General features: G+C 60.3%; 19 protein-coding genes and 1 riboswitch. Of the genes, 11 read left to right on the top strand and 8 right to left on the bottom strand.

What is annotated here, in order from left to right; all coding sequences use genetic code 11:
* Positions 1–12 precede the first annotated feature (12 nt).
* Together QOL84_RS16905 and QOL84_RS16900 are read right to left on the bottom strand one after the other, a co-directional pair.
* Positions 13–1,230, bottom strand: a complete 1,218-nt coding sequence (locus QOL84_RS16905) for an acyltransferase family protein (RefSeq protein ID WP_283437931.1) — start codon at positions 1,228–1,230, stop codon at positions 13–15.
* On the bottom strand, positions 1,230–3,092 hold the full coding sequence (locus QOL84_RS16900) for a bifunctional O-antigen ligase/aminoglycoside phosphotransferase family protein (RefSeq protein WP_283437930.1): 1,863 nt from the start codon (positions 3,090–3,092) through the stop codon (positions 1,230–1,232). The genes QOL84_RS16905 and QOL84_RS16900 overlap by 1 nt, the downstream gene beginning before the upstream one ends.
* Before the next feature lie 154 nt (positions 3,093–3,246).
* On the opposite strand from QOL84_RS16900, the gene msbA reads away from it, so the two are divergent.
* The 4 genes from msbA (at position 3,247) to hldE (ending at position 8,138) form a co-directional block, all read left to right on the top strand.
* Positions 3,247–5,049 (top strand): lipid A export permease/ATP-binding protein MsbA, encoded by a 1,803-nt coding sequence (gene msbA, locus QOL84_RS16895; protein WP_283437929.1) that lies wholly within the window; start codon positions 3,247–3,249, stop codon positions 5,047–5,049.
* A gap of 256 nt (positions 5,050–5,305) precedes the next feature.
* A complete protein-coding gene (locus tag QOL84_RS16890) occupies positions 5,306–6,010 on the top strand; it encodes a sulfotransferase family 2 domain-containing protein (protein WP_283437928.1) in 705 nt (234 codons plus the stop codon).
* Positions 6,003–6,614, top strand: coding sequence for an adenylyl-sulfate kinase (cysC, locus tag QOL84_RS16885; protein ID WP_283437927.1), 612 nt, complete (start codon positions 6,003–6,005; stop codon positions 6,612–6,614). Before QOL84_RS16890 ends, cysC begins: the two co-directional genes overlap by 8 nt.
* A gap of 102 nt (positions 6,615–6,716) precedes the next feature.
* Entirely contained in the window at positions 6,717–8,138 is a 1,422-nt protein-coding gene (hldE, locus tag QOL84_RS16880; RefSeq protein ID WP_129388195.1) for a bifunctional D-glycero-beta-D-manno-heptose-7-phosphate kinase/D-glycero-beta-D-manno-heptose 1-phosphate adenylyltransferase HldE, read from the top strand.
* Between the two features lie 78 nt (positions 8,139–8,216).
* Here the strand turns inward: hldE and QOL84_RS16875 are convergent, their stop codons facing one another.
* The 4 genes from QOL84_RS16875 to QOL84_RS16860 form a co-directional block, all read right to left on the bottom strand.
* Positions 8,217–9,185: a metal ABC transporter ATPase gene (locus QOL84_RS16875; protein WP_283437926.1), complete on the bottom strand. Its 969-nt coding sequence runs from the start codon at positions 9,183–9,185 to the stop codon at positions 8,217–8,219.
* Between the two features lie 31 nt (positions 9,186–9,216).
* A complete protein-coding gene (locus tag QOL84_RS16870) occupies positions 9,217–10,029 on the bottom strand; it encodes an aldo/keto reductase (protein ID WP_283437925.1) in 813 nt (270 codons plus the stop codon).
* A complete protein-coding gene (locus QOL84_RS16865) occupies positions 10,026–11,201 on the bottom strand; it encodes an NAD(P)/FAD-dependent oxidoreductase (RefSeq protein ID WP_129388204.1) in 1,176 nt (391 codons plus the stop codon). Before QOL84_RS16865 ends, QOL84_RS16870 begins: the two co-directional genes overlap by 4 nt.
* 146 nt (positions 11,202–11,347) lie before the next feature.
* Positions 11,348–11,680, bottom strand: coding sequence for a DMT family transporter (locus QOL84_RS16860; protein ID WP_016985677.1), 333 nt, complete (start codon positions 11,678–11,680; stop codon positions 11,348–11,350).
* Positions 11,681–11,789: 109 nt separating this feature from the next.
* Between QOL84_RS16860 and QOL84_RS16855 the strand changes: the two genes are divergently transcribed.
* Complete coding sequence (locus tag QOL84_RS16855; RefSeq protein ID WP_283437924.1) at positions 11,790–12,686, top strand: LysR family transcriptional regulator; 897 nt, start codon at positions 11,790–11,792, stop codon at positions 12,684–12,686.
* 11 nt (positions 12,687–12,697) lie between these two features.
* The gene (gene waaA, locus QOL84_RS16850) at positions 12,698–13,972 is read left to right on the top strand and encodes a lipid IV(A) 3-deoxy-D-manno-octulosonic acid transferase (RefSeq protein WP_283437923.1); all 1,275 of its coding nucleotides are present in this window, start codon (positions 12,698–12,700) and stop codon (positions 13,970–13,972) included.
* Between the two features lie 169 nt (positions 13,973–14,141).
* Here waaA and QOL84_RS16845 read toward each other — a convergent pair whose 3' ends face one another.
* Positions 14,142–15,575 (bottom strand): TolC family outer membrane protein, encoded by a 1,434-nt coding sequence (locus QOL84_RS16845; RefSeq protein ID WP_129388213.1) that lies wholly within the window; start codon positions 15,573–15,575, stop codon positions 14,142–14,144.
* 206 nt (positions 15,576–15,781) lie between these two features.
* Positions 15,782–15,887, top strand: a riboswitch (TPP riboswitch).
* A gap of 146 nt (positions 15,888–16,033) precedes the next feature.
* Here QOL84_RS16845 and thiC point away from each other — a divergent pair.
* Together thiC and cytX are read left to right on the top strand one after the other, a co-directional pair.
* Entirely contained in the window at positions 16,034–17,926 is a 1,893-nt protein-coding gene (gene thiC, locus QOL84_RS16840; protein WP_129388215.1) for a phosphomethylpyrimidine synthase ThiC, read from the top strand.
* 148 nt (positions 17,927–18,074) lie between these two features.
* Positions 18,075–19,367, top strand: coding sequence for a putative hydroxymethylpyrimidine transporter CytX (gene cytX / locus QOL84_RS16835; protein ID WP_283437922.1), 1,293 nt, complete (start codon positions 18,075–18,077; stop codon positions 19,365–19,367).
* Here the strand turns inward: cytX and QOL84_RS16830 are convergent.
* On the bottom strand, positions 19,336–20,082 hold the full coding sequence (locus QOL84_RS16830; RefSeq protein ID WP_283437921.1) for an RsiV family protein: 747 nt from the start codon (positions 20,080–20,082) through the stop codon (positions 19,336–19,338). The genes cytX and QOL84_RS16830 overlap by 32 nt on opposite strands.
* Positions 20,083–20,309: 227 nt before the next feature.
* Between QOL84_RS16830 and QOL84_RS16825 the strand changes: the two genes are divergently transcribed.
* From QOL84_RS16825 to cpdA, 3 genes are all read left to right on the top strand, one after another.
* Entirely contained in the window at positions 20,310–20,927 is a 618-nt protein-coding gene (locus tag QOL84_RS16825; RefSeq protein WP_093430152.1) for an NUDIX domain-containing protein, read from the top strand.
* Positions 20,918–21,370, top strand: a complete 453-nt coding sequence (locus QOL84_RS16820; protein ID WP_053116744.1) for a DUF1249 domain-containing protein — start codon at positions 20,918–20,920, stop codon at positions 21,368–21,370. Before QOL84_RS16825 ends, QOL84_RS16820 begins: the two co-directional genes overlap by 10 nt.
* 99 nt (positions 21,371–21,469) lie before the next feature.
* Positions 21,470–22,285 (top strand): 3',5'-cyclic-AMP phosphodiesterase, encoded by an 816-nt coding sequence (gene cpdA, locus QOL84_RS16815; protein WP_283437920.1) that lies wholly within the window; start codon positions 21,470–21,472, stop codon positions 22,283–22,285.
* Positions 22,286–22,413 lie beyond the last annotated feature (128 nt).

Genomic DNA, 22,413 nt, shown 5'->3' with positions numbered 1-22,413 from the left:
GGTCGCCCGCGCTTAGCGGGCGACTTTCTCCGGGAGCTGCTTATCGCCTTTCTGGCGCGAGCGAATCCACAGCAGGACTTTTTTGCCGGCGGCCATGCCCGGCAACTCGATGTACAGAAAGCTCAGGCTGCTGATCAGAATCAGCAGGCACGTGCAGATCGCGATCAGCGGCAGATAAACATTCGCCTCCCGCGCGTCGAGATTCAGCAGCAGCGGCAGACGCTGCACCATCAGCCACAACACGAAACCGTGCAGCAGATAGGTGCTGTAGCTGATCTCGCCGAGCCAGCGGATGCTGCGTGGCTTGAGCGCACCGAACAGGCTGTTGCCCGACGCCACGATCACGAAAAACAGTGACAGCAGGAACAGCGGCCCGGTCTTGAAGGCACGGTTGAACGCGGTGAACGCAATCACCAGCGCCAGTAACGCAATGATCCCCGCCAGAGGGGTACGACTCCACGCCACCAACGCCGGTCGGCGAATCCAGTACGCCGCCGCGATGCCGCCGAGAAAACTGGCGATGAAGTGCTTCTTCAGCGAATGCTCCCAACCGACCACTTGATACAGCGCATAGATGCCGATCAGGCACAGCACCACGTGTATCCAGTTGCCGCGGTAGATGAAGACCATCCCGGCCAGCGGCAGCGCCAGATAGAAGAACACTTCATAGGCCAGCGTCCAGGTGACATTGGAGATCAGCATGCCGGTTTGCGGATATTGGTTGATGTCGGGGCGGTCAAAAGTCAGCCACGCCAGAATCTGTTTGAACAGGGCGCTGCCAGGCTCCTTCAGCTCCCAGTTCTGCAAATGGAACACGGTGACAAACACAATCAGCATCAGCGGCAGGTACAGCGGATAAAGTCGAAAAACCCGCGAAATGCCAAACGCCAACCAATCGTGCTGACGTCCTTGGGTCAGCAGACGGTTCCAGAACAGAAATCCGGTGATCATGAAAAACAGCGCAACGCTGCCCTGACCGATCATCGAGTAAAAGTTGCTGGGCGGAAATCCGAACTCTCCAGTGCGCAGAAAAATCCAGGTAATGACCGCGTGGTGCACGAAAACACCAAACGCCAGATAGCCGCGCAAGCCATCGATGCTGGCATAGCGGCTTTCACCGGAATGCTGCAGATGGCGGGCGATTTTCGGCACAACGCGCAGCAATAGCGCGGCGGATACGATGGCCAGCGCGTAGGCGGCCAGCGCAATCAGGGGGTTAGTCTCGATCATCAGTGAACTCGGGCCGGAGTATTGCCGGCCAGCACTTGCCTGTGCAGATTATCCACCGCAGATTGCGACGCCGTGACGGCGTAGCCCTGAAGCAGTGCTTCGAAGTGTTCTTCGAACAACCAGCGTTTGTCGACGGTATAGCGCTGCATATGGCGCAAATTTCGCTGGCGCAGGGCCAGACTGAGCGGGCTAGGGTAAATGCGCAGGTCAGCCAGATCAATCAAGCCGAACTCGCCATCCTCCAGCACCAACACGTTGCCCAAGTGCAGAGAGCGGAAATAGACACCTTTCTCATGCAGTTGCGCCATGAACTTGCCAAAACGTTCCACCAGCGCCTGACGAACGGCCGGTGCGGTAATGCTCTGCAATACCTGACGCAGCGTGTGGCCGGGCAGGGGGGCGTAGTGCACGGCGCTGCTGCCATCGTTGAGGCGATACAGGTTGAGCACTTGCGGGGTTGGAATGCCCATCAGGCGCAACTGTTCACTGTTGACGGCAAAGCGTTCGGAATACGGATTGAAGTTGCCCGAGGTGTACCAGCGACGACGGCGGAACAGCTTGAGGAAGCTGCCATCGGTCAGGCGCAAGACTTTCGGGCCCAAACCATCCTCTTCGATCACCTGAGCGGCGTTGCTCAGATTTTGCAGGCCGGTGACGGTGAGTTTTTGCACCGGCATTGTCAGCAGTCGCCGCGCACGTTGATTGATGCTCAGTGCCGCGATCAGTGCCAGCGGAATCCACAACAGGAACCAGTGCTCCTTGGGCCGTGAAATGATTCCGCCACCTTCGGTCAGTCCGGCGCCGATGCCAAAGATCAGCAGCGTCGAGGCAACAATCAACAGTGGTTGTACGCGCTGGCGCCAACTGCTCAGCAGGCCCCAGAAAATGAAGAACAGCCACGGCAACAGGCCGAAGATGCCGACGTAATAGAGAACGCCCAGCACGAAACTGTGCGGCTCCTGGAAGTTGATGCCGACACCGGGGTCGACAGACAGCGTGGCGCTGTAGCCGTGACCGATCCAAGGATGGTCGGCAATCATGTGCAGCACCTGTTTCCAGATTTCCAGTCGATACGAATCGCCACGTTCGATGATCATTTGTGCAAACAGGAAGGCGACCGTTACACCACTGAGCGCCAGGCCGATCAACAAGCCTATCGAGCGACGGTTCCAGCAAATGAAGCACAGCCACAACGCGGCCATGGTCAGCGCCACAAGCGGCGTTCTGGACCCGGTGCCGATTACTGCCATAAACATGATTGCCATTGCCGGCACACTCAGCCACATCATCTGGCGGCGTTTGCAGGTCATGGTCACGCTCAGCCAATAGGCGCTGAAGAAACCGAACAGGTGCGAGCTGAGCAATGGGTTGTCAAAAGCGCCACCGCCGATCAGACGCATGCCGGGTTCGTAAATATGGGCGAATCTGAACAAGAACCACGTCGTTGCGACCAGCGCCACCAACGCGGCGCCGAACAGTAGAGGTTGCAGAATCTCACTGCGATAACGCACCAGCAGATAGGTGCCGGCAAACAGCAGCAAGGTGTGCAGTGACGGTTTGAACATCCCGGCGATACCTTCGTCGCGCGGTCCCCAACTGAGGCTGAGCAAGGCCCAGGCGACAAACACCAGCAGCGCCACGAACACCGGCTCGCGTAGCAACTCCTTGAGTTCACGCGGACGCAGGCACAAAGCGATCAATGTCGGAATGCTGAACAAGCCGTAAAAAAGCTTGTGATGCAGACTTCGGCCCGGCAGAAAAAACAGCGCGCACAAGAGCAGGAAATAGCCGGCGGGAAGAATCCACAGACTAATGAAATCGAAGACTCGATTGGACGTACTGTTAAAGCCGCGAAGTTGCATGCTGTGAGATTCAATCCTGAAGTTGATCGACCATTCGGGTGATGGCTATTTGATGCTGAAAAACGTGCCTAACAATAACAGCCTTTCGCCGTTTGCCAGAACCCTGAAGAAGCTGTGCTAAAGTCAGCGTCCTTTTTATCGACTTTCGCGTGATATGACTGACTCCAGTACCGCCGCAAGCCCTTCGAGCTTGAAAATCTACTTCCGCCTGCTCGGCTATGTTCGGCCGTACATCAGTCTGTTCCTGATCAGCATCGTCGGTTTCCTGATTTTCGCTTCGACCCAGCCGATGCTTGGCTACATCCTCAAGTACTTCGTCGACGGCCTGTCCAACCCTGAGGCGGTGCTGTTTCCAAGCGTCCCATACCTGCGCGATCTGCAACTGTTGCAGGCTGTTCCGCTGCTGATCATCCTGATTGCCGCGTGGCAGGGTCTGGGATCTTATCTGGGCAACTACTTTCTGGCCAAGGTTTCCCTCGGTCTGGTGCACGACCTGCGGGTGCAGTTGTTCAACAACCTGCTGGTGCTGCCGAACCGCTACTTCGACAAGCATAACTCCGGTCATCTGATTTCGCGTATCACCTTCAACGTGACCATGGTCACAGGGGCGGCAACCGATGCGATCAAGGTCGTAATCCGTGAAGGCATGACGGTGATCTTCCTCTTCGCCTCCCTGCTGTTCATGAACTGGAAGCTGACGCTGGTGATGGTCGCCATCCTGCCGTTGATCGCCGTGATGGTGCGCACCGCGAGCAAGAAATTCCGCAAGCAGAGCAAGAAGATCCAGCTGGCCATGGGCGACGTCACGCACGTGGCCTCGGAAACCATCCAGGGCTATCGCGTGGTGCGCAGCTTCGGCGGCGAAGTCTACGAAGAGAAGCGCTTCCTCAAGGCCAGCCAGAGCAACACCGACAAACAGCTGCGCATGACCCGCACCGGCGCGATCTACACGCCGATGCTGCAACTGGTGATCTACAGCGCCATGGCCGTGCTGATGTTCCTCGTCCTGTACTTGCGCGGTGACGCCTCGGCCGGTGACATGGTTGCCTACATCACCCTGGCCGGCCTGCTGCCGAAACCGATTCGTCAATTGTCCGAAGTCAGCTCGACGATCCAGAAGGGCGTGGCCGGTGCGGAAAGCATCTTCGAACAGTTGGACGTGACGCCTGAAGTAGACGCCGGCACGGTCGAACGCGATGCGGTCACCGGTCGTCTGGATGTGCGCAATCTCAGCTTCACGTATCCGGACACCGAGCGCCAGGTGCTCGACAACATTAGCTTTAGCGTCGAGCCGGGGCAGATGGTCGCGCTGGTCGGCCGTTCCGGCAGTGGCAAGTCGACGCTGGCCAATCTGATTCCGCGTTTCTATCACCACGACAAGGGCGAAATCCTTATCGACGGTGTCGAAGTCGAAAACTACAAGCTGCTGAACCTGCGTCGTCATATCGCACAGGTGACCCAGCACGTGACCCTGTTCAGCGACACCGTGGCCAACAACATCGCGTATGGCGATCTGGCTGGCGCGCCGCGTGAAGACATCGAAAAAGCCGCGCGTGACGCCTACGCGATGGACTTCATCGCGCAATTGCCCGAAGGCCTCGATACGCAGGTCGGCGAAAACGGCGTGCTGCTCTCCGGCGGCCAGCGCCAGCGCCTGGCGATTGCCCGCGCCTTGCTGAAGAACGCTCCGCTGCTGATTCTCGACGAGGCCACTTCGGCACTCGACACCGAATCCGAGCGGCACATTCAGGCCGCTCTGGATCAAGTGATGAAGGGCCGTACCACGCTGGTGATTGCTCACCGTCTGTCGACCATCGAGAAAGCCGATCTGATCCTGGTCATGGATCAGGGCCGTATCGTCGAGCGCGGCACGCATGATCAATTGCTGGCGCAGAACGGCTACTACGCACGCCTCAACGCCATGGGCCTCGATGCCCCGGCTGAAGACATCGCCTGAGAATGCCCACGCGGCCCTGTAGGAGCTGCCGCAGGCTGCGATCTTTTGATCTGTTTTTCTAGAAGCAGGGTCAAAAGATCGCAGCCTTCGGCAGCTCCTACAGGGAAAGTGCATTGCAGTTGTGGGCCGTTGTTTGTATCCAGACCTTTACCCTTCTTGACCAAACCGGCATAAAACCGGGCACCGCGCTTGTTAAGGTTCTTCAACGAACTCTTACATCTATCGAAGGGGCTATCCCCGTCGCGCGGGTACTCTCATGTTGCAACGCTATCTGTGGAAACTGCTGCCCAAGCCGCAGCGAGCCTTTCTGCTTGGGCGCTTGTCGGTGGTTGACCGGCAGGTCGTGAACAAGTCGTTGTCGGCCTGTGTGGTGTTTCCAAAGGCTTTCCAGCAGCACGGGTGTCTGTTCATTCATGTGCCCAAGTGCGCTGGCAGCAGTGTCTGCGAGGCGATGTTCGACGGCTGGCGTCCGGGGCATCTGCCCTTGTACTGGTATCAGGAACAGTTTCCGCAACAATTCGCCACGGCCTGGAAGTTCGCTTTCGTGCGGGATCCGCTGGAGCGCGCGTACTCGGCCTTCGCGTTTCTGCGCGGTAATGAACTGAGTGGCCGCGATCAGGCGGCGCAGCAACTGGTCAGGCAGTACCGGGATTTCGACGATTTTGTTTTGCGCTGGGTACATCCACACAACATCTCTCGGCAATTGCACTTCGCTGCGCAAACCGATTTTCTCACTGACTCGCTAGGCCATCTGGCGCTGGATTTCATCGGCTATCAAGAACATCTGCAGCGCGACTTTCAGTTGGTCTGCGAGCAGTTGGGATTGGCCAGTCAGTTGCCCCACGTCAACAGCTCTCGGCAACGTCAGCCAATGCCCGCACGCGAGTTTTGCACCGCGCGCACCCGGCGCTTGGTGAAACGGGCTTATCAGCGCGATTATGAGTTGCTCGGTTATGAATGAATCCCTGTCGCTGCCGTCGCCAGCGCCGGCCATTCGCCCTTATGGCTTGGCGTTGTCGCATCAGGCCCGCGCCATGATCAAGGGGCAGCGTCCGCGCTGCCTGTGGCTGACCGGGTTTTCCGGTGCAGGCAAGTCGACACTGGCCAATGCGCTGGAGCTGTATCTGCATCAGTATGGCCTGCACACGTTTTTACTCGATGGCGACAATGTGCGCAGTGGCCTGTGTCGCGATCTGGGCATGGGCGATAGCTGTCGCCGCGAGAACATTCGGCGTATGGCGGAAGTGGCGCGGCTGATGGTCGATGCCGGGTTGATCGTGATCGTCGCGGCCATCTCGCCGTTTCGCGCCGAGCGCGACGCCGCACGCCGACTTTTTGCACCGGAGGATTTTATCGAGGTGCACGTCAGTACCTCGTTGCAGGTCTGTGCGCGGCGCGATCCGAAAGGGTTGTATCAAGCGGTTCGCGAGGGCCGGATCAACAACTTCACCGGCGTCGACAGTCCTTATGAGGCTCCGCTGAGTGCGGAATGCCGAATCGACACCGAGGCCCTTGAACTGCCCGAAGCCTGTCAGCAGTTGGCAGCGTTGCTGCTCAAAAAATGAGCAAAAAAGCCAGCTGTTTCATCCTGTTGCAGCCCGCGCACAAGCCTTCGCCAACCCTGTGTTAATATCGCGCCCCTGTTCATTTTGTATGTGGGTTGCTCCATGAAGTTGTCCATGCCGCGATTCGATCAAGCCCCTGTCTTGGTGGTCGGCGATGTCATGCTCGACCGTTACTGGCATGGTGGTACCTCACGGATTTCCCCTGAGGCGCCGGTTCCGGTCGTAAAAGTCGAGCAAATCGAAGACCGCCCAGGCGGCGCTGCCAACGTTGCCTTGAACATTGCCGCGCTGGGTGCGCCGGCGTCGCTGGTCGGTGTGACCGGTGATGACGAAGCCGCCGACAGCCTGAGCAACAGTCTCAAGGGCGCGGGCGTGCGTGCGCTGTTCCAGCGCATCGCGCATCAGCCGACCATCGTCAAATTGCGGGTCATGAGCCGGCACCAGCAATTGCTGCGTATCGACTTTGAAGAACCGTTCGCCACCGATGCCCTGGCCTTGGCCTCGCAGGTCGATGACCTGCTCGAAGGCATCAAGGTGCTGGTGCTTTCGGACTACGGCAAAGGCGCGCTGAAAAACCATCAGGCCTTGATCCAGGCTGCTCGCGCCAAGGGCATTCCGGTGCTGGCCGATCCCAAGGGCAAGGATTTCTCGATCTATCGTGGCGCGAGCCTGATCACGCCGAACCTCAGCGAGTTCGAAACCATCGTTGGCGGTTGCGCCGACGAGCACGAGTTGGTGAGCAAGGGCGCGACCCTGATGCACGACCTCGAACTCGGTGCGTTGCTGGTGACCCGTGGCGAGCACGGCATGACCCTGTTGCGCCCGGATCATCCGGCGTTGCACTTGCCGGCCCGCGCCCGCGAAGTGTTCGACGTGACCGGTGCCGGCGACACGGTGATTTCTACATTGGCGGCAGCGATTGCGGCCGGTGAAGAACTGCCGCACGCGGTAGCCCTGGCCAACCTGGCGGCGGGCATCGTCGTCGGCAAGCTGGGTACAGCTGCGATCAGCGCGCCGGAACTGCGTCGCGCGATTCAGCGCGAAGAAGGTTCCGAACGCGGCGTGCTGGGTCTGGAGCAATTGCTGTTGGCGGTTGACGATGCCCGCGCGCACAACGAGCGGATCGTCTTCACCAATGGCTGCTTCGATATCCTCCATGCCGGCCATGTCACCTATCTGGAACAGGCGCGTGCGCAAGGCGACCGTCTGATCGTGGCGGTCAACGATGACGCTTCCGTCAGCCGTCTGAAAGGACCGGGTCGTCCGATCAACAGTGTCGACCGACGCATGGCGGTGCTCGCCGGACTCGGTGCGGTGGACTGGGTGATCAGCTTCCCTGAAGGCACCCCGGAAAACCTCCTGCGCGAGGTCAAGCCGGACGTGCTGGTCAAAGGTGGGGATTACGGCATCGACCAAGTGGTCGGCGCCGATATCGTCGCCGCTTACGGCGGCACGGTGAAAGTGCTGGGGCTGGTGGAAAACAGCTCGACCACGGCGATCGTCGAAAAAATCCGCGGCCAATAAGATCAAAAGATCACAGCCTGCGGCAGCTCCTACAATATTTCCCTGTAGGAGCTGCCGCAGGCTGTGATCTTTTGCTTTTCAGGAATTCACTTTCTTGCGCGGCACGATCTTCTTCAGCAACTGTTTGGCCCTGCCGCGCAACCGCGCCAGGCCAGTAGCCTTCTCCGGCGGCGTCAAACCCTGCTGACGCAACCAGTCCTTCCAGCGAATCCGCTCTTCACGCACCAGCCAGCCATCCTGTTTGGCAAAACTCTCAGCCAGATAAAGTCCACGGGTACCCGCCGGGTACAGCTGGCCTTTTTTCAGGGTGTAGAGTTCGGCCAGCGGCTCGCCATCCAGCAGCGGCATCAAGTACAGATCCGGACGTTTGCGATCCAGCCGCGCCACCAGTTGATCGCCTTCCAGTCGCTCATCGACATGAAACAGGCTCAGGGACTTGGCTTCCTTGGGCACTTCCAGTCGCAGGTCGTAGATCAATTGCAGCGAGGCGGTGGGCAAATGCACATAGGCCCGTGGTCGTTCCTGCAATTGCAGGTTGGCGCAGCGCACCGGCCGCGCCGAGCCGGAGAGTGGCGTCAGGCGAAAGGGCAGGGCTTCGCGATAATGCAGGGCCGTCGCATAAGGCGCCGGCAGCCAGGTGTCATTGAAACGCCCGCCGAGCCAGCCTTCCGGGGTTTCCAGCAGGCACTCTTCAGCAATCTCCTGAATGGCGGTGTGCAGCGGAATATTCAGCTCGTGGGCTGGCACGTACCCGGAAATAAGCTTGAGCACCACGTCACCGCGATCTTGCCGGCGCTGGCGCACCAGCACCCAGTAATCGCGATTCTGCCAATGCAGGGTCAGGCGCACCGACACCCCAAGGTTGGCCAGTTCCAGCGAGAAACGCTCGGCATCGGCGACGCTCACCGGTTTGCGTCGCTGCAAGGTCTGGGCGAAATTCAGCGGCATGCCGACGCTCTGATAGGTAAGGCCTTCGGGCGTGGCTTCGACGAACAGCGGCAGGGTCTTGAAGTTGCTCGGGTTCTTTCTGATGAGCGTGCGCGGCATATCGGCTCCTGCTTAAGGCCGCGAAGCGGCGTCAGTGACCACGAAGGACCTGGGCAACGGTCGCTACGTTGTGGGCGAGGTGCAGCGGATTGATCGTGCCGACAATAGCACTGGCCACACCAGGCTGCGCGAACAGCAATTCGAAACTGGCACGCACCGGATCGACGCCGGGGCTCAGGCAGACATGACCACTGGCCAAGGCTTTTTTCACCAGAATGGCTTTGCCGTGGGCAGCAGCATAGTCAATGACAGCCTTCTCGTTTTGTTCGTTCAGATTGTAGGTGACCATTGCGCAGTCGCCTTGCTCCAATGCTTTCAAGCCACCTTCGACGGTTTTGCCGGAGAAACCGAAACCACGAATCTTGCCCTCGGCCTTGAGCGCCGCGAGTGTCGCGTAAACTTCTTCGTGCTCAAGGATCGCCATGTCGTTGCCGTCGGAATGCACCAGCACCAGATCGATAAAATCGGTTTCAAGACGTTGCAGGCTGCGCTCGACCGACATTCGCGTGTGTGTCGCGCTGAAGTCATGGTGCGACAAGCCATCGGCAAACTCTTCGCCAACCTTGCTGACGATCACCCAGTCCTGACGCTGGCCACGCAACAGCGGGCCGAGGCGTTCTTCGCTGCGGCCATAGGCCGGGGCGGTGTCGATCAGGTTGATGCCCAGTTCGCGTGCCTGGCGCAGAAGCATGCGCGCCTCATCGTCGCCGGGAATCTGGAAACCGTTGGGGTATTTCACCCCTTGGTCGCGGCCGAGTTTGACCGTGCCCAGGCCCAGAGGCGAAACCATCAGGCCGGTGCTGCCCAGTGGGCGATGCAGATCATGCAGGTTGGCGATGCTCATGGCAGCAGTTGCTCCCAGGCTGGAACGCCCATCGGTGGTTTCGGCAGGGCTGGCAATGGTTCGCTGGCTTGCGGCTGGATAGCGTCGCGCTCCAGCGAGGCGATCACCCGGTCGGCAAAGTCCGGCGCCAGTGCCAGCTTGGTTGGCCAGCCGACCAGCAGACGACCCTGTTCGGCGAGGAAGGCGTTGTCGGGGCGTGTCAGCCCGGTTTGCAGCGGTTCGGCACGGTCAACGCGCAAGGTCGCCCATTGCGTGGTGCTGAGGTCGATCCATGGCAGCAACTGAGCGATTTCCTTTTGCGCGGTGGCGATCTGTTCGGCCGGCTCGCGGTGCACGCCTTCGCTTTCGGCGATGTCACCACCCATGTACCAGACCCACTGGCCATCAGCCGCCGGATGCGTGGTCACGGTGATGCGCGGTTTGGTGCCGCCGCCCAGGCAATGCGCGTACAGCGGTTTCAGGCCCGGGCCTTTGGCGATGATCATGTGCAGCGGCCGGCGTTGCATGGCCGGTTGCGTCAGACCGAGGTCTTCAAGCAATTGCGCGGTGCCGGCGCCAGCGCTGAGGACGATGCGCTGGGCGCGGATCTCGCGGCCGTCGACTTTCAAACCGACCAGCACACCCGCTTCCAACAGTGGCTCGATGGTTTGCCCGGCGAGCAGACCGTCGCCCGCCAGATCGGCCAGGCGCTGGATCAGGCTCGGCACATCGACCACCAGTTCGGCGAGGCGGTAGACCTTGCCCTTGAAGCGCTTGTCCTGCAGGGCTGGTGGCAATTGCTCGCCCTTGACCTGATCGACGCGGCCGCGCACGGCTTTGCTGGCGAAGAAACTGGTGAGGTTGCCGGCGAGGGTGCCGGGCGACCACAGGTAATGAGCTTCGGACAACAGGCGCACGCCGGTCAGATCCAGTTCGCCATTGCCGGCCAGCGCTTCACGCCAACGGCGCGGCATGTCGGCAATGGCTTCCGAGGCACCCGTCAGCGCGCCGTGCAGCGCGTATTTGGCGCCGCCGTGAATAATGCCTTGGGATTTAACGCTCTGCCCGCCGCCGAGGCTGGCGCTTTCCACCAGCACGGTCGAAAAACCCTGACGGCGCAGACGTGCGTTCAACCAGAGGCCGGCGACACCAGCGCCGACAATCAGAACGTCGGTGGAAATAACGGATGGCATGCAACGACCTCAGTGTTCAAGACGAGGGCGCAGTATACAGACTCGGAGTTCGGCTTCAGATGTGAAAAAAGATCGCAGCCTGCGGCAGCTCCTACACAGAGAATGCGATCCCCTGTAGGAGCTGCCGCAGGCTGCGATCTTTTTCTTCAGTGCCCCGCGGTTTTCGAGAACAACTGGATCACCACGACGCCCAGCACAATCAAGGCCATCCCTAGCATCGCCGGAATATCCAGTTTTTGCCCGTATATGAACAGCGCCGCGACGCTGACCATCACGATGCCCATCCCGGCCCACACCGCGTAGGCCACACCGACCGGTACGGTGCGTACCACCAGGGTCAACATCCAGAACGCAATCGCGTAGCCGACGATGACCAGCACCAGTGGCAGCGGCGTGCTGAAGCCTTTGACTGCTTTCATCGAGACGGTGGCGATGACTTCGGCGCAGATGGCAATGGCCAGGTAGGCGTAGGCGTTCATGGTTCAAATCCTCATGTGAAACGTTGCTTACTGAGGCGGCATTCTAGAGATTCCCCAGATGGGGTAAAGTCATTACCTATCTGTTTCGAAGATGGGTTGGTAAGTCAGCATGCAATGGAATCTCGATCAGCTACGGGTGTTTGTCGATGTCGCCGAGCAACGCTCGTTTTCGGCGGTGGCACGCCAGCAACGCAAGGCCCAGTCGGCGATCAGTAGCGCGGTTGCGATGCTGGAAGATGATCTGGGTGTCAGCCTGTTCGAGCGTAGCAGCGGTCGTCAGCCAACGCTCACCGAAGCGGGCAAAGCGCTGCTCGAAGAGGCGCGGGAAGTCTTGCGCCAATGCGAACGCCTGAATGGTCGGGCGATGGCGATGCTGCGCGGCCAGGAAGCGCAACTGCGGGTGGCCCAGGACGAAGCGATGCCTTATCAGGCGCTGGTGGAAAGTTTCGGTGCACTGGCCGAGCAGTTTCCCAGCCTCGAATTACAGCTGACCAGCGCTGCCCAAGGCGAGGTCGCGCGCAAACTGGTCGAACGGCGTGCCGACCTGGGTTTGCTGTTCTATCACGACGAAATCCCCGAAGCGCTGGAGCGCCGAGTGCTCGGCAGCGTGGAAATGGTCACGGTCTGCGGCATCAATCATCCATTGGCGACGCAGTCCTATGTCACCTGCCAGCAATTGGCGCAACACCGGCAACTGTTGATGTCGACGCAAACCAGCGTTTACCCCGGCAACGAACCGGCCAGCCCGCAAGTGTGGCGCGCCGACAGTTTCTACGTGATGGCCGAATGGCTGGTGCGCGATCTGGGTTGGGCCTGGTTGCCGCGGCATGTGGTGCAGTATTCGGCGTATCAGGGTTTGATGGTCGAACTCGACAGCGAATGGACGCCGCCGGCGCTGGTGGTCGAACTGGTCTGGCGCCGCGATGAGCCTTTAGGCCCGGCGGCACGTTGGCTGGCGGAGCGTTTTGCCGTGCACTTGCGCGCGATCGGCGAGAAAAGTCGATAAACTCCGCCGCCATGAATAGAACTCTGTACACCGCGCTGTTTTACCTGGGGCTGCCATTGGTGGCGATTCGGCTGTGGCTGCGGGCGCGCAAGGCGCCGGCGTACGCCAAGCGCATAGGCGAGCGTTTCTCCTACGGCATGCCGACGCTGCAACCCGGCGGCATCTGGGTGCACGCGGTGTCGGTGGGCGAAAGTATCGCCGCTGCGCCGATGATCCGCGCTCTGCTGCAACGTTATCCACAGTTGCCGATCACCGTGACTTGCATGACGCCGACCGGATCGGAGCGGATTCAGGCGCTGTTCGCTAACGAGCCGCGCATCCAGCATTGCTATCTGCCGTATGACTTGCCGTGTGCGGCGGCGCGGTTTCTTGACCGCGTGCAGCCGAAACTCGCGGTGATCATGGAAACCGAGCTGTGGCCCAACCACATTCATCAGTGCGCCAAGCGCGGGATTCCGGTGGCGTTGGCCAACGGGCGTTTGTCCGAGCGCTCGGCTAAAGGGTATGGTCGCTTCAACAAGCTGACCGCACCGATGCTCGCCGAGATGAGCCTGTTTGCCGTGCAGACCGAAACCGAAGCCCAGCGCTTCCGCGATCTCGGCGCTCGCGCGCAGACGGTCGAAGTCACTGGTTCGATCAAGTTCGACCTGACCATCGACCCGCAACTGCTGCAACGCGCCGCCGACCTCCGCAGCCAATGGCAGGCGCTGGAGCGTCCGGTGTGGATCGCCGCCAGTACCCATGAAGGCGAGGACGAAGTGGTGCTCGACGCCCACCGTCGCTTGCTGGCCAATCACCCGGATGCGTTGCTGATTCTGGTGCCGCGTCATCCTGAGCGTTTCAATTCGGTGTTCGAGTTGTGCCAGCGCGAAGGTTTTGCCACGGTGCGGCGTTCGACCGGGATCGATGTCGATGCGCAGACGTCAGTGCTGCTCGGCGACACCATGGGCGAGTTGCTGTTTCTCTATGCCCTGGCGGACAGCGCGTTTGTCGGCGGCAGCCTGGTGGCGAACGGCGGGCACAATCTGCTGGAACCGGCCGCCTTGGCGAAACCGGTGCTCAGTGGCCCGCACCTGTTCAACTTCCTCGACATCGCCGCGCAATTACGCGAAGCCGGGGCGTTGGCCGAGGTCGATGATGCCGAAGGGTTGGCAGTGGAAGTGCAGCGCTTGTTCGAATTGCCGCGTGATGCGCAGCGCATGGCCGACGCCGGGCTGGCAGTGATGCGCCGCAATCAAGGTGCATTGCAGCGCTTGCTGGATGGCTTGGCGCGGCTGATCAAATAGTCGCTTGGAATATTACTGTGGCGAGGGGATTTATCCCCGTTGGGTTGCGAAGCAGCCCCAAAACCATTCACCGCGGTGATTCAGGAAAACCCTGTTCACCGGTATTGCGACTGCTGCGCAGCCGAACGGGGATAAATCCCCTCGCCACAGGGGATTCATTCCAGATTGTTTACGGGCGCGCCTTGAGCTGCGCTTCGGCCGCCTTGGCCAGATCCGGCGGGAGGAAATCCTTGTCCGGGTTGTAGTCGGCTTTCAGATAACGCCGCAGATCTTCCAGATCCCCCGGATTCAACGTCCCCGCCGCCTGCTTCAAGCGCAGGTTGTCGAGAATGTAGTCATACCGCGTGTTGTTGTAGTTGCGCACCGAGGTGTACAGCTGGCGCTGCGCATCGAGCACGTCAACGATGTTGCGGGTACCCACCTGATAACCGATTTCCGTCGCTTCCACCGCGCTCTGGTTGGAAATGATCGATTGCTTGCGCGCCTGCACCTGCTCGACGTCGGTGTTCACCGCACGGTGCAGGTTGCGGGTGTTCTCGACGATCTGCCGACGCAGCGATTCGCGTTGCTGCTCGCTCTGATCCAGTTGCGCATACGACTGGCGCACTTGCGAACTGGTCAGGCCGCCGCTGTAAATCGGTACGCTCAATTGCAGGCCCACTGTGGTCTGCTCGACGTTGCCATGGTACGGCGCGCCGAACACGCTTGGGTTGCCGAAGCCGAGGGCGTCGTTGTCACCTTTTTCGTATTTGGCCACAGCGTCGAGAGTCGGCAAGTGGCCGGCCTTACGCTGTTTCAAGGTCTCTTCAGCCGAGCTGACGGCGAAGTTGCTCGCCAGCAGATTGAGGTTCTGTTTCGCTGCGGTGTCGACCCAGGCCTTGGCGTCATTCGGCGCCGGCGGCAGGATCGGCAGCGAGTGGACGATCCCCTGAATCGAGTTGTACTGGCGGTTGGTCAGGGTAATCAGCGCCTCGAAGGCATCATCGACCTGACGCTGGGCGACGATGCGGTTGGCGCGTGCGGTGTCGTAACTGGCTTGCGATTGCAGGACGTCGGTCTTGTCCGACAGACCGACATCGAAGCGCTCGTTGGACTGATCGAGTTGTCGCTTGAACGCGGCTTCTTCTGCTTTGGTCGAAGCGAGGTTGTCCTGGCTGCGCAGCACGTTGAAGTAATCTTCCGCCGATTGCAGGATCAGGTTCTGCTCGGTCGCCGACAGTTGCAGCGCGGCTTGTTCGTTGACGTCCTTGGCCGCCTGGTACTGGAACCAGCGATCGGCGCGGAACAACGGTTGGGCGAGGGTCGCCTGATACGAGTGAGCGCTGCGATTGGCGACGGCCGAAGGCTGATCGATCGAGGTGCGCACGTTGGCGGTTTCGGCGCCACCGGACAGGTTCGGCAGCAAACCGGCGCGGGCCTGTGGCACGACTTCTTTCTGCGCACCGTACTGGGCGCGGGCGGCGGCCAGGTCGGCGTTGTTGTCGACCGCTTCCTGATAGACGCTGACCAGATCGGTTTTGGTCGACAAGGGCGCTTCTGCTGCCCAGGCCATTGCGTTGGACGCACAAGACACGGCAACAGCCAGTGAAAGTTTGCGCAGCATGAGGCGATCCCTAGCATTAATATTATGGAAGTAATCCGGGCGCCAAAGGTAAGGCGCAGGCCCCATAGCGTCAAGGCGTGACGGGGCAAGGCGAGTGTAGTTGCGCATTTGCATGACAACAATCGGCCAAGCCCCTGTATTTGCGCCATTCATCATGGTGATTGCTGCGGTGTTGGCGTTCTTTGCCAGTTGTGTCTAGACTGGCCGGGTTCTTGTCGGGGTGCCTTGCTATGAGGCTGAGATCGAATAATTTCGGATCCCGTTGAACCTGATCAGGTTAGCGCCTGCGTAGGGAACAAGATTTCTCGTCACCCGGCGAGTCCTCTTGTGCTTCGTCCGGGAAATTGTTCGACAATCGAACGCTCGACGACGATGCACAGCACCAGTCCTGGTGCGTCCGTGCCTTTCAGGTTCTGCTCCGACAATCCACTGCCTGGATGCTGTCTGGAGAGCCCGTGATGACTACTACAAAATCAAAAAACGCGATCAACCTGAGTGACTCGGCCAAGGTCGACGAGCAATCGGTCAAGCCGTTCACCCGTTCGCAAAAAGTCTACGTTCAGGGCTCGCGCCCGGACATCCGCGTGCCGATGCGCGAAATCACCCTCGACGTGACCCCGACCGACTTCGGCGGCGAAATCAACGCGCCGGTCACCGTTTACGACACCTCCGGCCCGTACACCGATCCGAACGTGATTATCGATGTGCGCAAAGGCCTGGCCGATGTGCGTTCGGCGTGGATCGACGACCGTGGCGACACCGAGCGTCTGACGGGCCTGAGTTCCAACTTCGGTCGCGAGCGCCTCGCCGACCCGGAACTGACCAAACTGCGCTTTGCCCACGTCAACAATCCGCGCCGCGCCAAGGCCGGTGGCAATGTCACGCAGATGCACTACGCGCGTCAGGGCATCATCACGCCCGAGATGGAATTCGTTGCCATCCGCGAAAACATGAAGCTCGAAGTGGCCCGCGCCGCCGGCTTGCTGGATCAGCAACACCCGGGTCACAGCTTCGGCGCCAGCGTGCCGAAAATCATCACCCCTGAATTCGTCCGTGAAGAGATCGCCCGTGGCCGCGCAATCATTCCGGCCAACATCAACCACACCGAACTGGAACCGATGATCATCGGCCGTAACTTCCTGGTGAAGATCAACGGCAACATCGGCAACAGCGCGCTGGGTTCGTCCATCGAAGAAGAAGTGGCGAAACTGACCTGGGGCATTCGCTGGGGCGCGGACAACATCATGGACTTGTCCACCGGCAAGCACATTCACGAAACCCGCGAGTGGATCATCCGCAACTCGCCGGTGCCGATCGGCACGGTGCCGATCTATCAGGCGCTGGAAAAAGTCGGCGGCGCGGCCGAAGACCTGACCTGGGAGCTGTTCCGCGACACGCTGATCGAGCAGGCCGAGCAGGGCGTCGACTACTTCACCATTCACGCCGGCGTGTTGCTGCGCTACGTGCCGCTGACCGCCAAACGCGTGACCGGTATCGTTTCGCGTGGCGGTTCGATCATGGCCAAGTGGTGCCTGGCGCATCACAAGGAAAACTTCGCCTACACGCATTTCGAAGAAATCTGCGAAATCATGAAAGCCTATGACGTCAGCTTCTCGCTGGGTGATGGCTTGCGTCCGGGGTCGATTGCCGACGCCAACGACGCTGCCCAGTTCGGTGAGCTGGAAACCCTCGGTGAACTGACCAAGATCGCCTGGAAGCACGACGTGCAAACGATGATCGAAGGCCCGGGCCACGTGCCGATGCAGTTGATCAAAGAGAACATGGACAAGCAGCTGGAGTGCTGCGACGAGGCGCCGTTCTACACCCTCGGCCCGCTAACCACTGACATCGCACCGGGTTACGACCACATCACCTCCGGTATCGGTGCGGCGATGATCGGCTGGTTCGGTTGCGCGATGCTTTGCTACGTGACGCCGAAGGAACACTTGGGCCTGCCGAACAAGGATGACGTGAAGACCGGGATCATCACCTACAAGATCGCCGCGCATGCGGCGGACTTGGCTAAAGGGCATCCGGGTGCGCAGATTCGCGACAACGCCTTGAGCAAGGCGCGCTTTGAATTCCGTTGGGAAGACCAGTTCAACCTGGGACTTGATCCGGACACTGCGCGTTCGTATCACGATGAAACCCTGCCGAAGGATTCGGCCAAGGTCGCGCACTTCTGTTCGATGTGCGGGCCGAAATTCTGCTCGATGAAGATCACGCAGGAAGTCCGCGAATACGCGGCCAACCAGCGGATCGAAGCGGTCGACGTGGACATCGCCCAAGGCCTGGCGGAACAGGCCGAGCGGTTCAAGAAGGAAGGCAGTCAGCTGTACAAAAAAGTTTGATCCCGTACTGATCGTTCCCACGCTCCGCGTGGGAATGCAGCCCGTGACGCTCCGCGTCACTGGACGCGGAGCGTGCCTAGAGGCATTCCCACGCAGAGCGTGGGAACGATCACAACACAACAACAAATGTCCCTCTGAGATAACACCCTTGAGCATTCAACCCAGCACTTATTCCCCTGACCTCGCCGTGCCCGCCGACAAGCGTGTATTCGGCGGTCGCGATCTGTTTTCCCTGTGGTTCTCCCTCGGCATCGGCCTGATGGTCTTGCAGACCGGCGCATTGCTCGCGCCGGGTCTGGGCCTGTCCGGTTCGTTGCTGGCGATTTTCCTCGGCACGCTGGTCGGCGTGCTGCTGCTGGCCGCTGTCGGCGTGATCGGCAGCGACACCGGCCTGTCGTCGATGGCCGCGCTGAAACTCAGCCTCGGCAGCAAAGGCGCGAGCCTGCCGGCGCTGCTCAACCTGCTGCAACTGATCGGTTGGGGCTCGTTCGAAATCATCGTCATGCGCGATGCGGCCAGCCTGCTCGGTACCCGCGCGTTCAGCGAAGGTTCGCTGTGGTCGAACCCGGTGTTGTGGACACTGTTTTTCGGCGCGCTGGCGACCTTGCTTGCGGTTAGCGGGCCGCTGACTTTCGTCCGGCAGATCCTGCGCAAATGGGGCATCTGGCTGCTGCTCGCCGCGTGCCTCTGGCTGACCTGGAACCTGTTCGCCAAAGCCGATCTGGCCGATCTCTGGTCGCGCGCCGGTGACGGTTCGATGCCCTTCGCCGTGGGCTTCGACATTGCCATCGCGATGCCGCTGTCGTGGCTGCCGCTGATCGCCGACTACTCGCGTTTCGGCAAGCGCGCGAAGAATGTCTTCGGTGGCACGGCCGTCGGTTTCTTCATCGGTAATTTCTGGCTGATGAGCCTCGGCGTTGCCTACACCTTGGCGTTCGCGCCGAGCGGTGAAGTCAACGCACTGTTGCTGGCACTGGCCGGTGCCGGGCTGGGCATTCCGCTGTTGCTGATTCTGCTCGATGAGTCGGAAAACGCCTTCGCCGACATTCACTCGGCAGCGGTCTCCAGCGGGATTCTGTTGCGCCTGAAAGTCGAGCATCTGGCCTTGGCCATCGGCGTGATCTGCACGCTGATCGCCCTGCTGGCGCCGTTGGCGCAGTACCAGAATTTCCTGTTGTTGATTGGTTCGGTGTTTGCGCCGCTGTTTGGCGTGGTGCTGGTGGATCACTTCATCCTGCGCAAGCGCAGCGCTCAGGTCGCTTCAGCCGCATTGCGCTGGCCGGCGTTGTTGGCGTGGCTGGGTGGCGTCAGCACCTACCATTTGCTGGCGAATCTGTATCCGGATGTCGGCGCAACCCTGCCGGCGCTGGTGCTGGCAGGGCTGTTGCAGCTAGTGCTGGGCCGGGCCTTCAGTTACGGCCAGGAAACAGCTCGGGCTTGAGAATGCCGTTCAGACGCGGATAAGGAATCTTCAGTTCGACGTGGCCCAGCGCGTAAGGCGCAATGGTGGTCACGTCGTACTTGAGGACCACGCCGCCATAGGTCAGCGCCACGTTCGGGGTTTTCACGAACGGCCAGTTCTTCACGAACTCCGCTTCCTGATCGAGCTTGGTGCTGATCAACCAGCTGTTGTGCGCAACCTGCGCCGCTTTCCAGAAAGCGTCTTCCTGACCCGGCATCAGCATGTCGGACAGGTTCAGTACCTTGTGCTGCTGGCGCGAATAGTTGATGAAGCCGCGCCCCGGGGTACCATGCGCGCCACCGGTGTCGAGGTAGCTCGACAACTCGATGATCACCAAGCCGTCATGCTGCTCGCGTACTTTCGCTTGCAGGTAGCTGCTGTTGCGCGGGCCGGCGCTGGCCAGAAACTGATCGCGATAAGCCGCCAGGGTTGGCGCTACCGGGGCGTTTTTCTCGGTGCGGGTCATTTGCAGCAGACGTTTTTCGATGATGCCGTCCAGCGCAGGTTCTGCCGGGAAGCGCAGGGTGTCGATGTTGACCAGCGGGCAATCCGGATTTGAACAGCCCGGTTTCAGTTGTTCCGACGCATCGCGGGTAGTTTCCAGCGGCGTGCGGTAGTTGGGTTGGAACAGGCTTGCGCACGCGCCCAGAGTCAGGGCAATGGCGGCCACGGAGGCAATTTTGAAAAGCGACATGGGCGTCCTTTCGAAAGCAAGGGAAGGCAAAAAGTTACCGCTTCGACTCTCAACGAAGCAGTCAGTTCGCCACTAAGCTAATTAGAGTGCGTTTCGCCGCCACCGTCCATCCCGCTGACGGTAAAGGGGCTGCATCAAACCGTTCGGGCGCGTTAGGATGGCGCGAAGTCGAGGTTGCCATTCACACACGGCAACTTCGTAATGGATGTGCAGTAAAGAGGATGCTCATGACTGATTTTGCCAATGCTATTCCGACCACCGTCGACGTCGTACGGCGCGAACGCTGCTACGAGGGCTTCTACAAGCTCGACCGTTTGCACCTGCGCCATGAATTGTTCGCCGGTGGCATGAGCCGCGAGATCAACCGTGAAGTGTTTGTCCGTCACGATGCCGTGTGCATGCTGCCCTACGATCCACAGCGCGACGAAGTGGTGCTGATCGAGCAGTTTCGCGTTGGCGCCATGGGCAAGACCGACAACCCGTGGCTGGTCGAACTGGTCGCTGGTCTGATCGACAAGGATGAACAACCGGAAGAAGTTGCTCACCGCGAGGCGCAGGAGGAAGCTGGACTGGACATCAAGGCCCTCTGGCCGATGACCAAATACTTCCCGTCGCCGGGCGGCAGCAACGAGTTCGTGCATTTGTATCTGGGGCGTTGCAGCACCGAGGGCGTTGGCGGTCTGCATGGCCTGGAAGAAGAGGCAGAAGATATCCGCGTCACGGTCTGGGCTTTTGAAGATGCCTTGCAGGCCGTCCGCGACGGACGCATTGCCAACGCGGCGAGCATCATCGCTTTGCAGTGGCTGGCGCTGAACCGCGCCGAAGTGAGGGGGTTATGGTCGTAAACAAGTTGCGCGATCGTTATCGAGTCGACCTCGCGGGGCTGCAAGCCGCCTGCGAGGCCAACTACGCGCGCCTGATGCGACTGGTCCCGGACATGCGCAACGACCCGGAGGCGCGGCGCATCGCCGTGACCCAGGGCGAGCAGATGCTCGGCGTGCTGGCCCTCGAAGTGCTGCAAACCTGTCCGTACACCACGACGTTGCAAGTGCGTCAGGAGCACAGCCTGCCGTGGCTGCCGGTGCCGCAACTGGAAGTGCAGGTCTATCACGACGCACGCATGGCCGAAGTGGTCAGCGCCGAACATGCACGACGCTTTCGCGGCATCTATCCTTATCCGAACGCGGCCATGCATCAGCCAGATGAAAAGGCCCAGCTCAATCTGTTCCTGGGGGAATGGCTGAGTCATTGCCTGGCATTGGGGCATGAGTACGAAGTCGTACGCTAGTTGTGAACTGCGTCCGGTTCGGCGGTTTCCTCTTTGACTGATCCCCCAGCATAATTGCGGCACTCGATCGATTCCGTGCTTTTGCCTTGGGAGGACGCCTTGCCGAGCGTATCCACGTTGACCACCGCCGATGCGGCGCTGCTGGTGCAGTTGTCCGACAGCCATCTGTTCGCTGAAGCGGACGGTACGCTGCTGGGCATGAATACCCGCGAGAGCCTGCAAAAGGTCATTGAGCTGGTGCTGGGGCAACAACCGCAGATCGATCTGATTCTGGCTACCGGGGATATTTCCCAGGACGGCACGCTGGAGTCGTATCAGCAGTTTCGCCAGATGAGCGCGCAGATTGACGCCCCGGCGCGCTGGATTCCCGGCAATCACGACGAACCGATGATCATGGCCGAGGCCGCCGTGCAGAGCGCGCTGCTCGAACCGGTGGTCGATATCGGCAGCTGGCGGGTGACGCTACTGGATTCGGCGGTGCCGGGTTCGGTGCCGGGGTATTTGCAGGACGATCAACTGCAACTGTTGGCCCGTTCGCTGAGCGAAGCGCCGGAGCGTCATCATCTGGTGTGCTTCCATCATCATCCGGTGTCGATCGGCTGCGCATGGATGGAGCCGATCGGCTTGCGCAATCCTGAAGCGTTTTTCGAGGTGCTGGATCGTTTTCCACAGGCCCGCGCGGTGCTGTGGGGACATGTGCATCAAGAGATTGATCGCGAGCGCAATGGCGTGCGCCTGATGGCTTCGCCTTCGACGTGCATTCAGTTCGAGCCGGGCAGTGAGGACTTCAAAGTGGGAGAGCAGGCACCGGGGTATCGGTGGTTAAGGTTGTTGCCGGATGGGCGGCTGGAAACTGGCGTCGAACGCGTCATCAATTTCGCCTTCACCGTCGACTACGGCTCCAACGGCTATTGATAATCCCTGTAGGAGCTGCCGCAGGCTGCGATCTTTTGATTTTAAAAACAGAATCAAAAGATCGCAGCCTTCGGCAGCTCCTACAGGATGCAGGCGGGCATCATTTGGATGGCCCATCCTGCCCTGAC

The sequence above is a fragment of the Pseudomonas helmanticensis genome, assembly GCF_900182985.1.
Classification (GTDB): domain Bacteria; phylum Pseudomonadota; class Gammaproteobacteria; order Pseudomonadales; family Pseudomonadaceae; genus Aquipseudomonas; species Aquipseudomonas helmanticensis.
The sequence above is the reverse complement of the archived record's forward strand: the minus strand, read 5'-3'. Positions and strand labels throughout refer to the sequence as shown.

Coding starts and splice junctions, on each gene's coding strand:
- cysC (WP_283437927.1), top strand. CDS start 6,003: ATGAATGAATCCCTGTCGCTGCCGTCGCCAGCGCCGGCCATTCGCCCT.
- QOL84_RS16860 (WP_016985677.1), bottom strand. CDS start 11,680: ATGAACGCCTACGCCTACCTGGCCATTGCCATCTGCGCCGAAGTCATC.
- QOL84_RS16865 (WP_129388204.1), bottom strand. CDS start 11,201: ATGCCATCCGTTATTTCCACCGACGTTCTGATTGTCGGCGCTGGTGTC.
- thiC (WP_129388215.1), top strand. CDS start 16,034: ATGACTACTACAAAATCAAAAAACGCGATCAACCTGAGTGACTCGGCC.
- QOL84_RS16820 (WP_053116744.1), top strand. CDS start 20,918: ATGGTCGTAAACAAGTTGCGCGATCGTTATCGAGTCGACCTCGCGGGG.
- QOL84_RS16825 (WP_093430152.1), top strand. CDS start 20,310: ATGACTGATTTTGCCAATGCTATTCCGACCACCGTCGACGTCGTACGG.
- QOL84_RS16830 (WP_283437921.1), bottom strand. CDS start 20,082: ATGTCGCTTTTCAAAATTGCCTCCGTGGCCGCCATTGCCCTGACTCTG.
- QOL84_RS16890 (WP_283437928.1), top strand. CDS start 5,306: ATGTTGCAACGCTATCTGTGGAAACTGCTGCCCAAGCCGCAGCGAGCC.
- QOL84_RS16855 (WP_283437924.1), top strand. CDS start 11,790: ATGCAATGGAATCTCGATCAGCTACGGGTGTTTGTCGATGTCGCCGAG.
- waaA (WP_283437923.1), top strand. CDS start 12,698: ATGAATAGAACTCTGTACACCGCGCTGTTTTACCTGGGGCTGCCATTG.
- QOL84_RS16870 (WP_283437925.1), bottom strand. CDS start 10,029: ATGAGCATCGCCAACCTGCATGATCTGCATCGCCCACTGGGCAGCACC.
- QOL84_RS16900 (WP_283437930.1), bottom strand. CDS start 3,092: ATGCAACTTCGCGGCTTTAACAGTACGTCCAATCGAGTCTTCGATTTC.
- hldE (WP_129388195.1), top strand. CDS start 6,717: ATGAAGTTGTCCATGCCGCGATTCGATCAAGCCCCTGTCTTGGTGGTC.
- QOL84_RS16845 (WP_129388213.1), bottom strand. CDS start 15,575: ATGCTGCGCAAACTTTCACTGGCTGTTGCCGTGTCTTGTGCGTCCAAC.
- msbA (WP_283437929.1), top strand. CDS start 3,247: ATGACTGACTCCAGTACCGCCGCAAGCCCTTCGAGCTTGAAAATCTAC.
- QOL84_RS16875 (WP_283437926.1), bottom strand. CDS start 9,185: ATGCCGCGCACGCTCATCAGAAAGAACCCGAGCAACTTCAAGACCCTG.
- QOL84_RS16905 (WP_283437931.1), bottom strand. CDS start 1,230: ATGATCGAGACTAACCCCCTGATTGCGCTGGCCGCCTACGCGCTGGCC.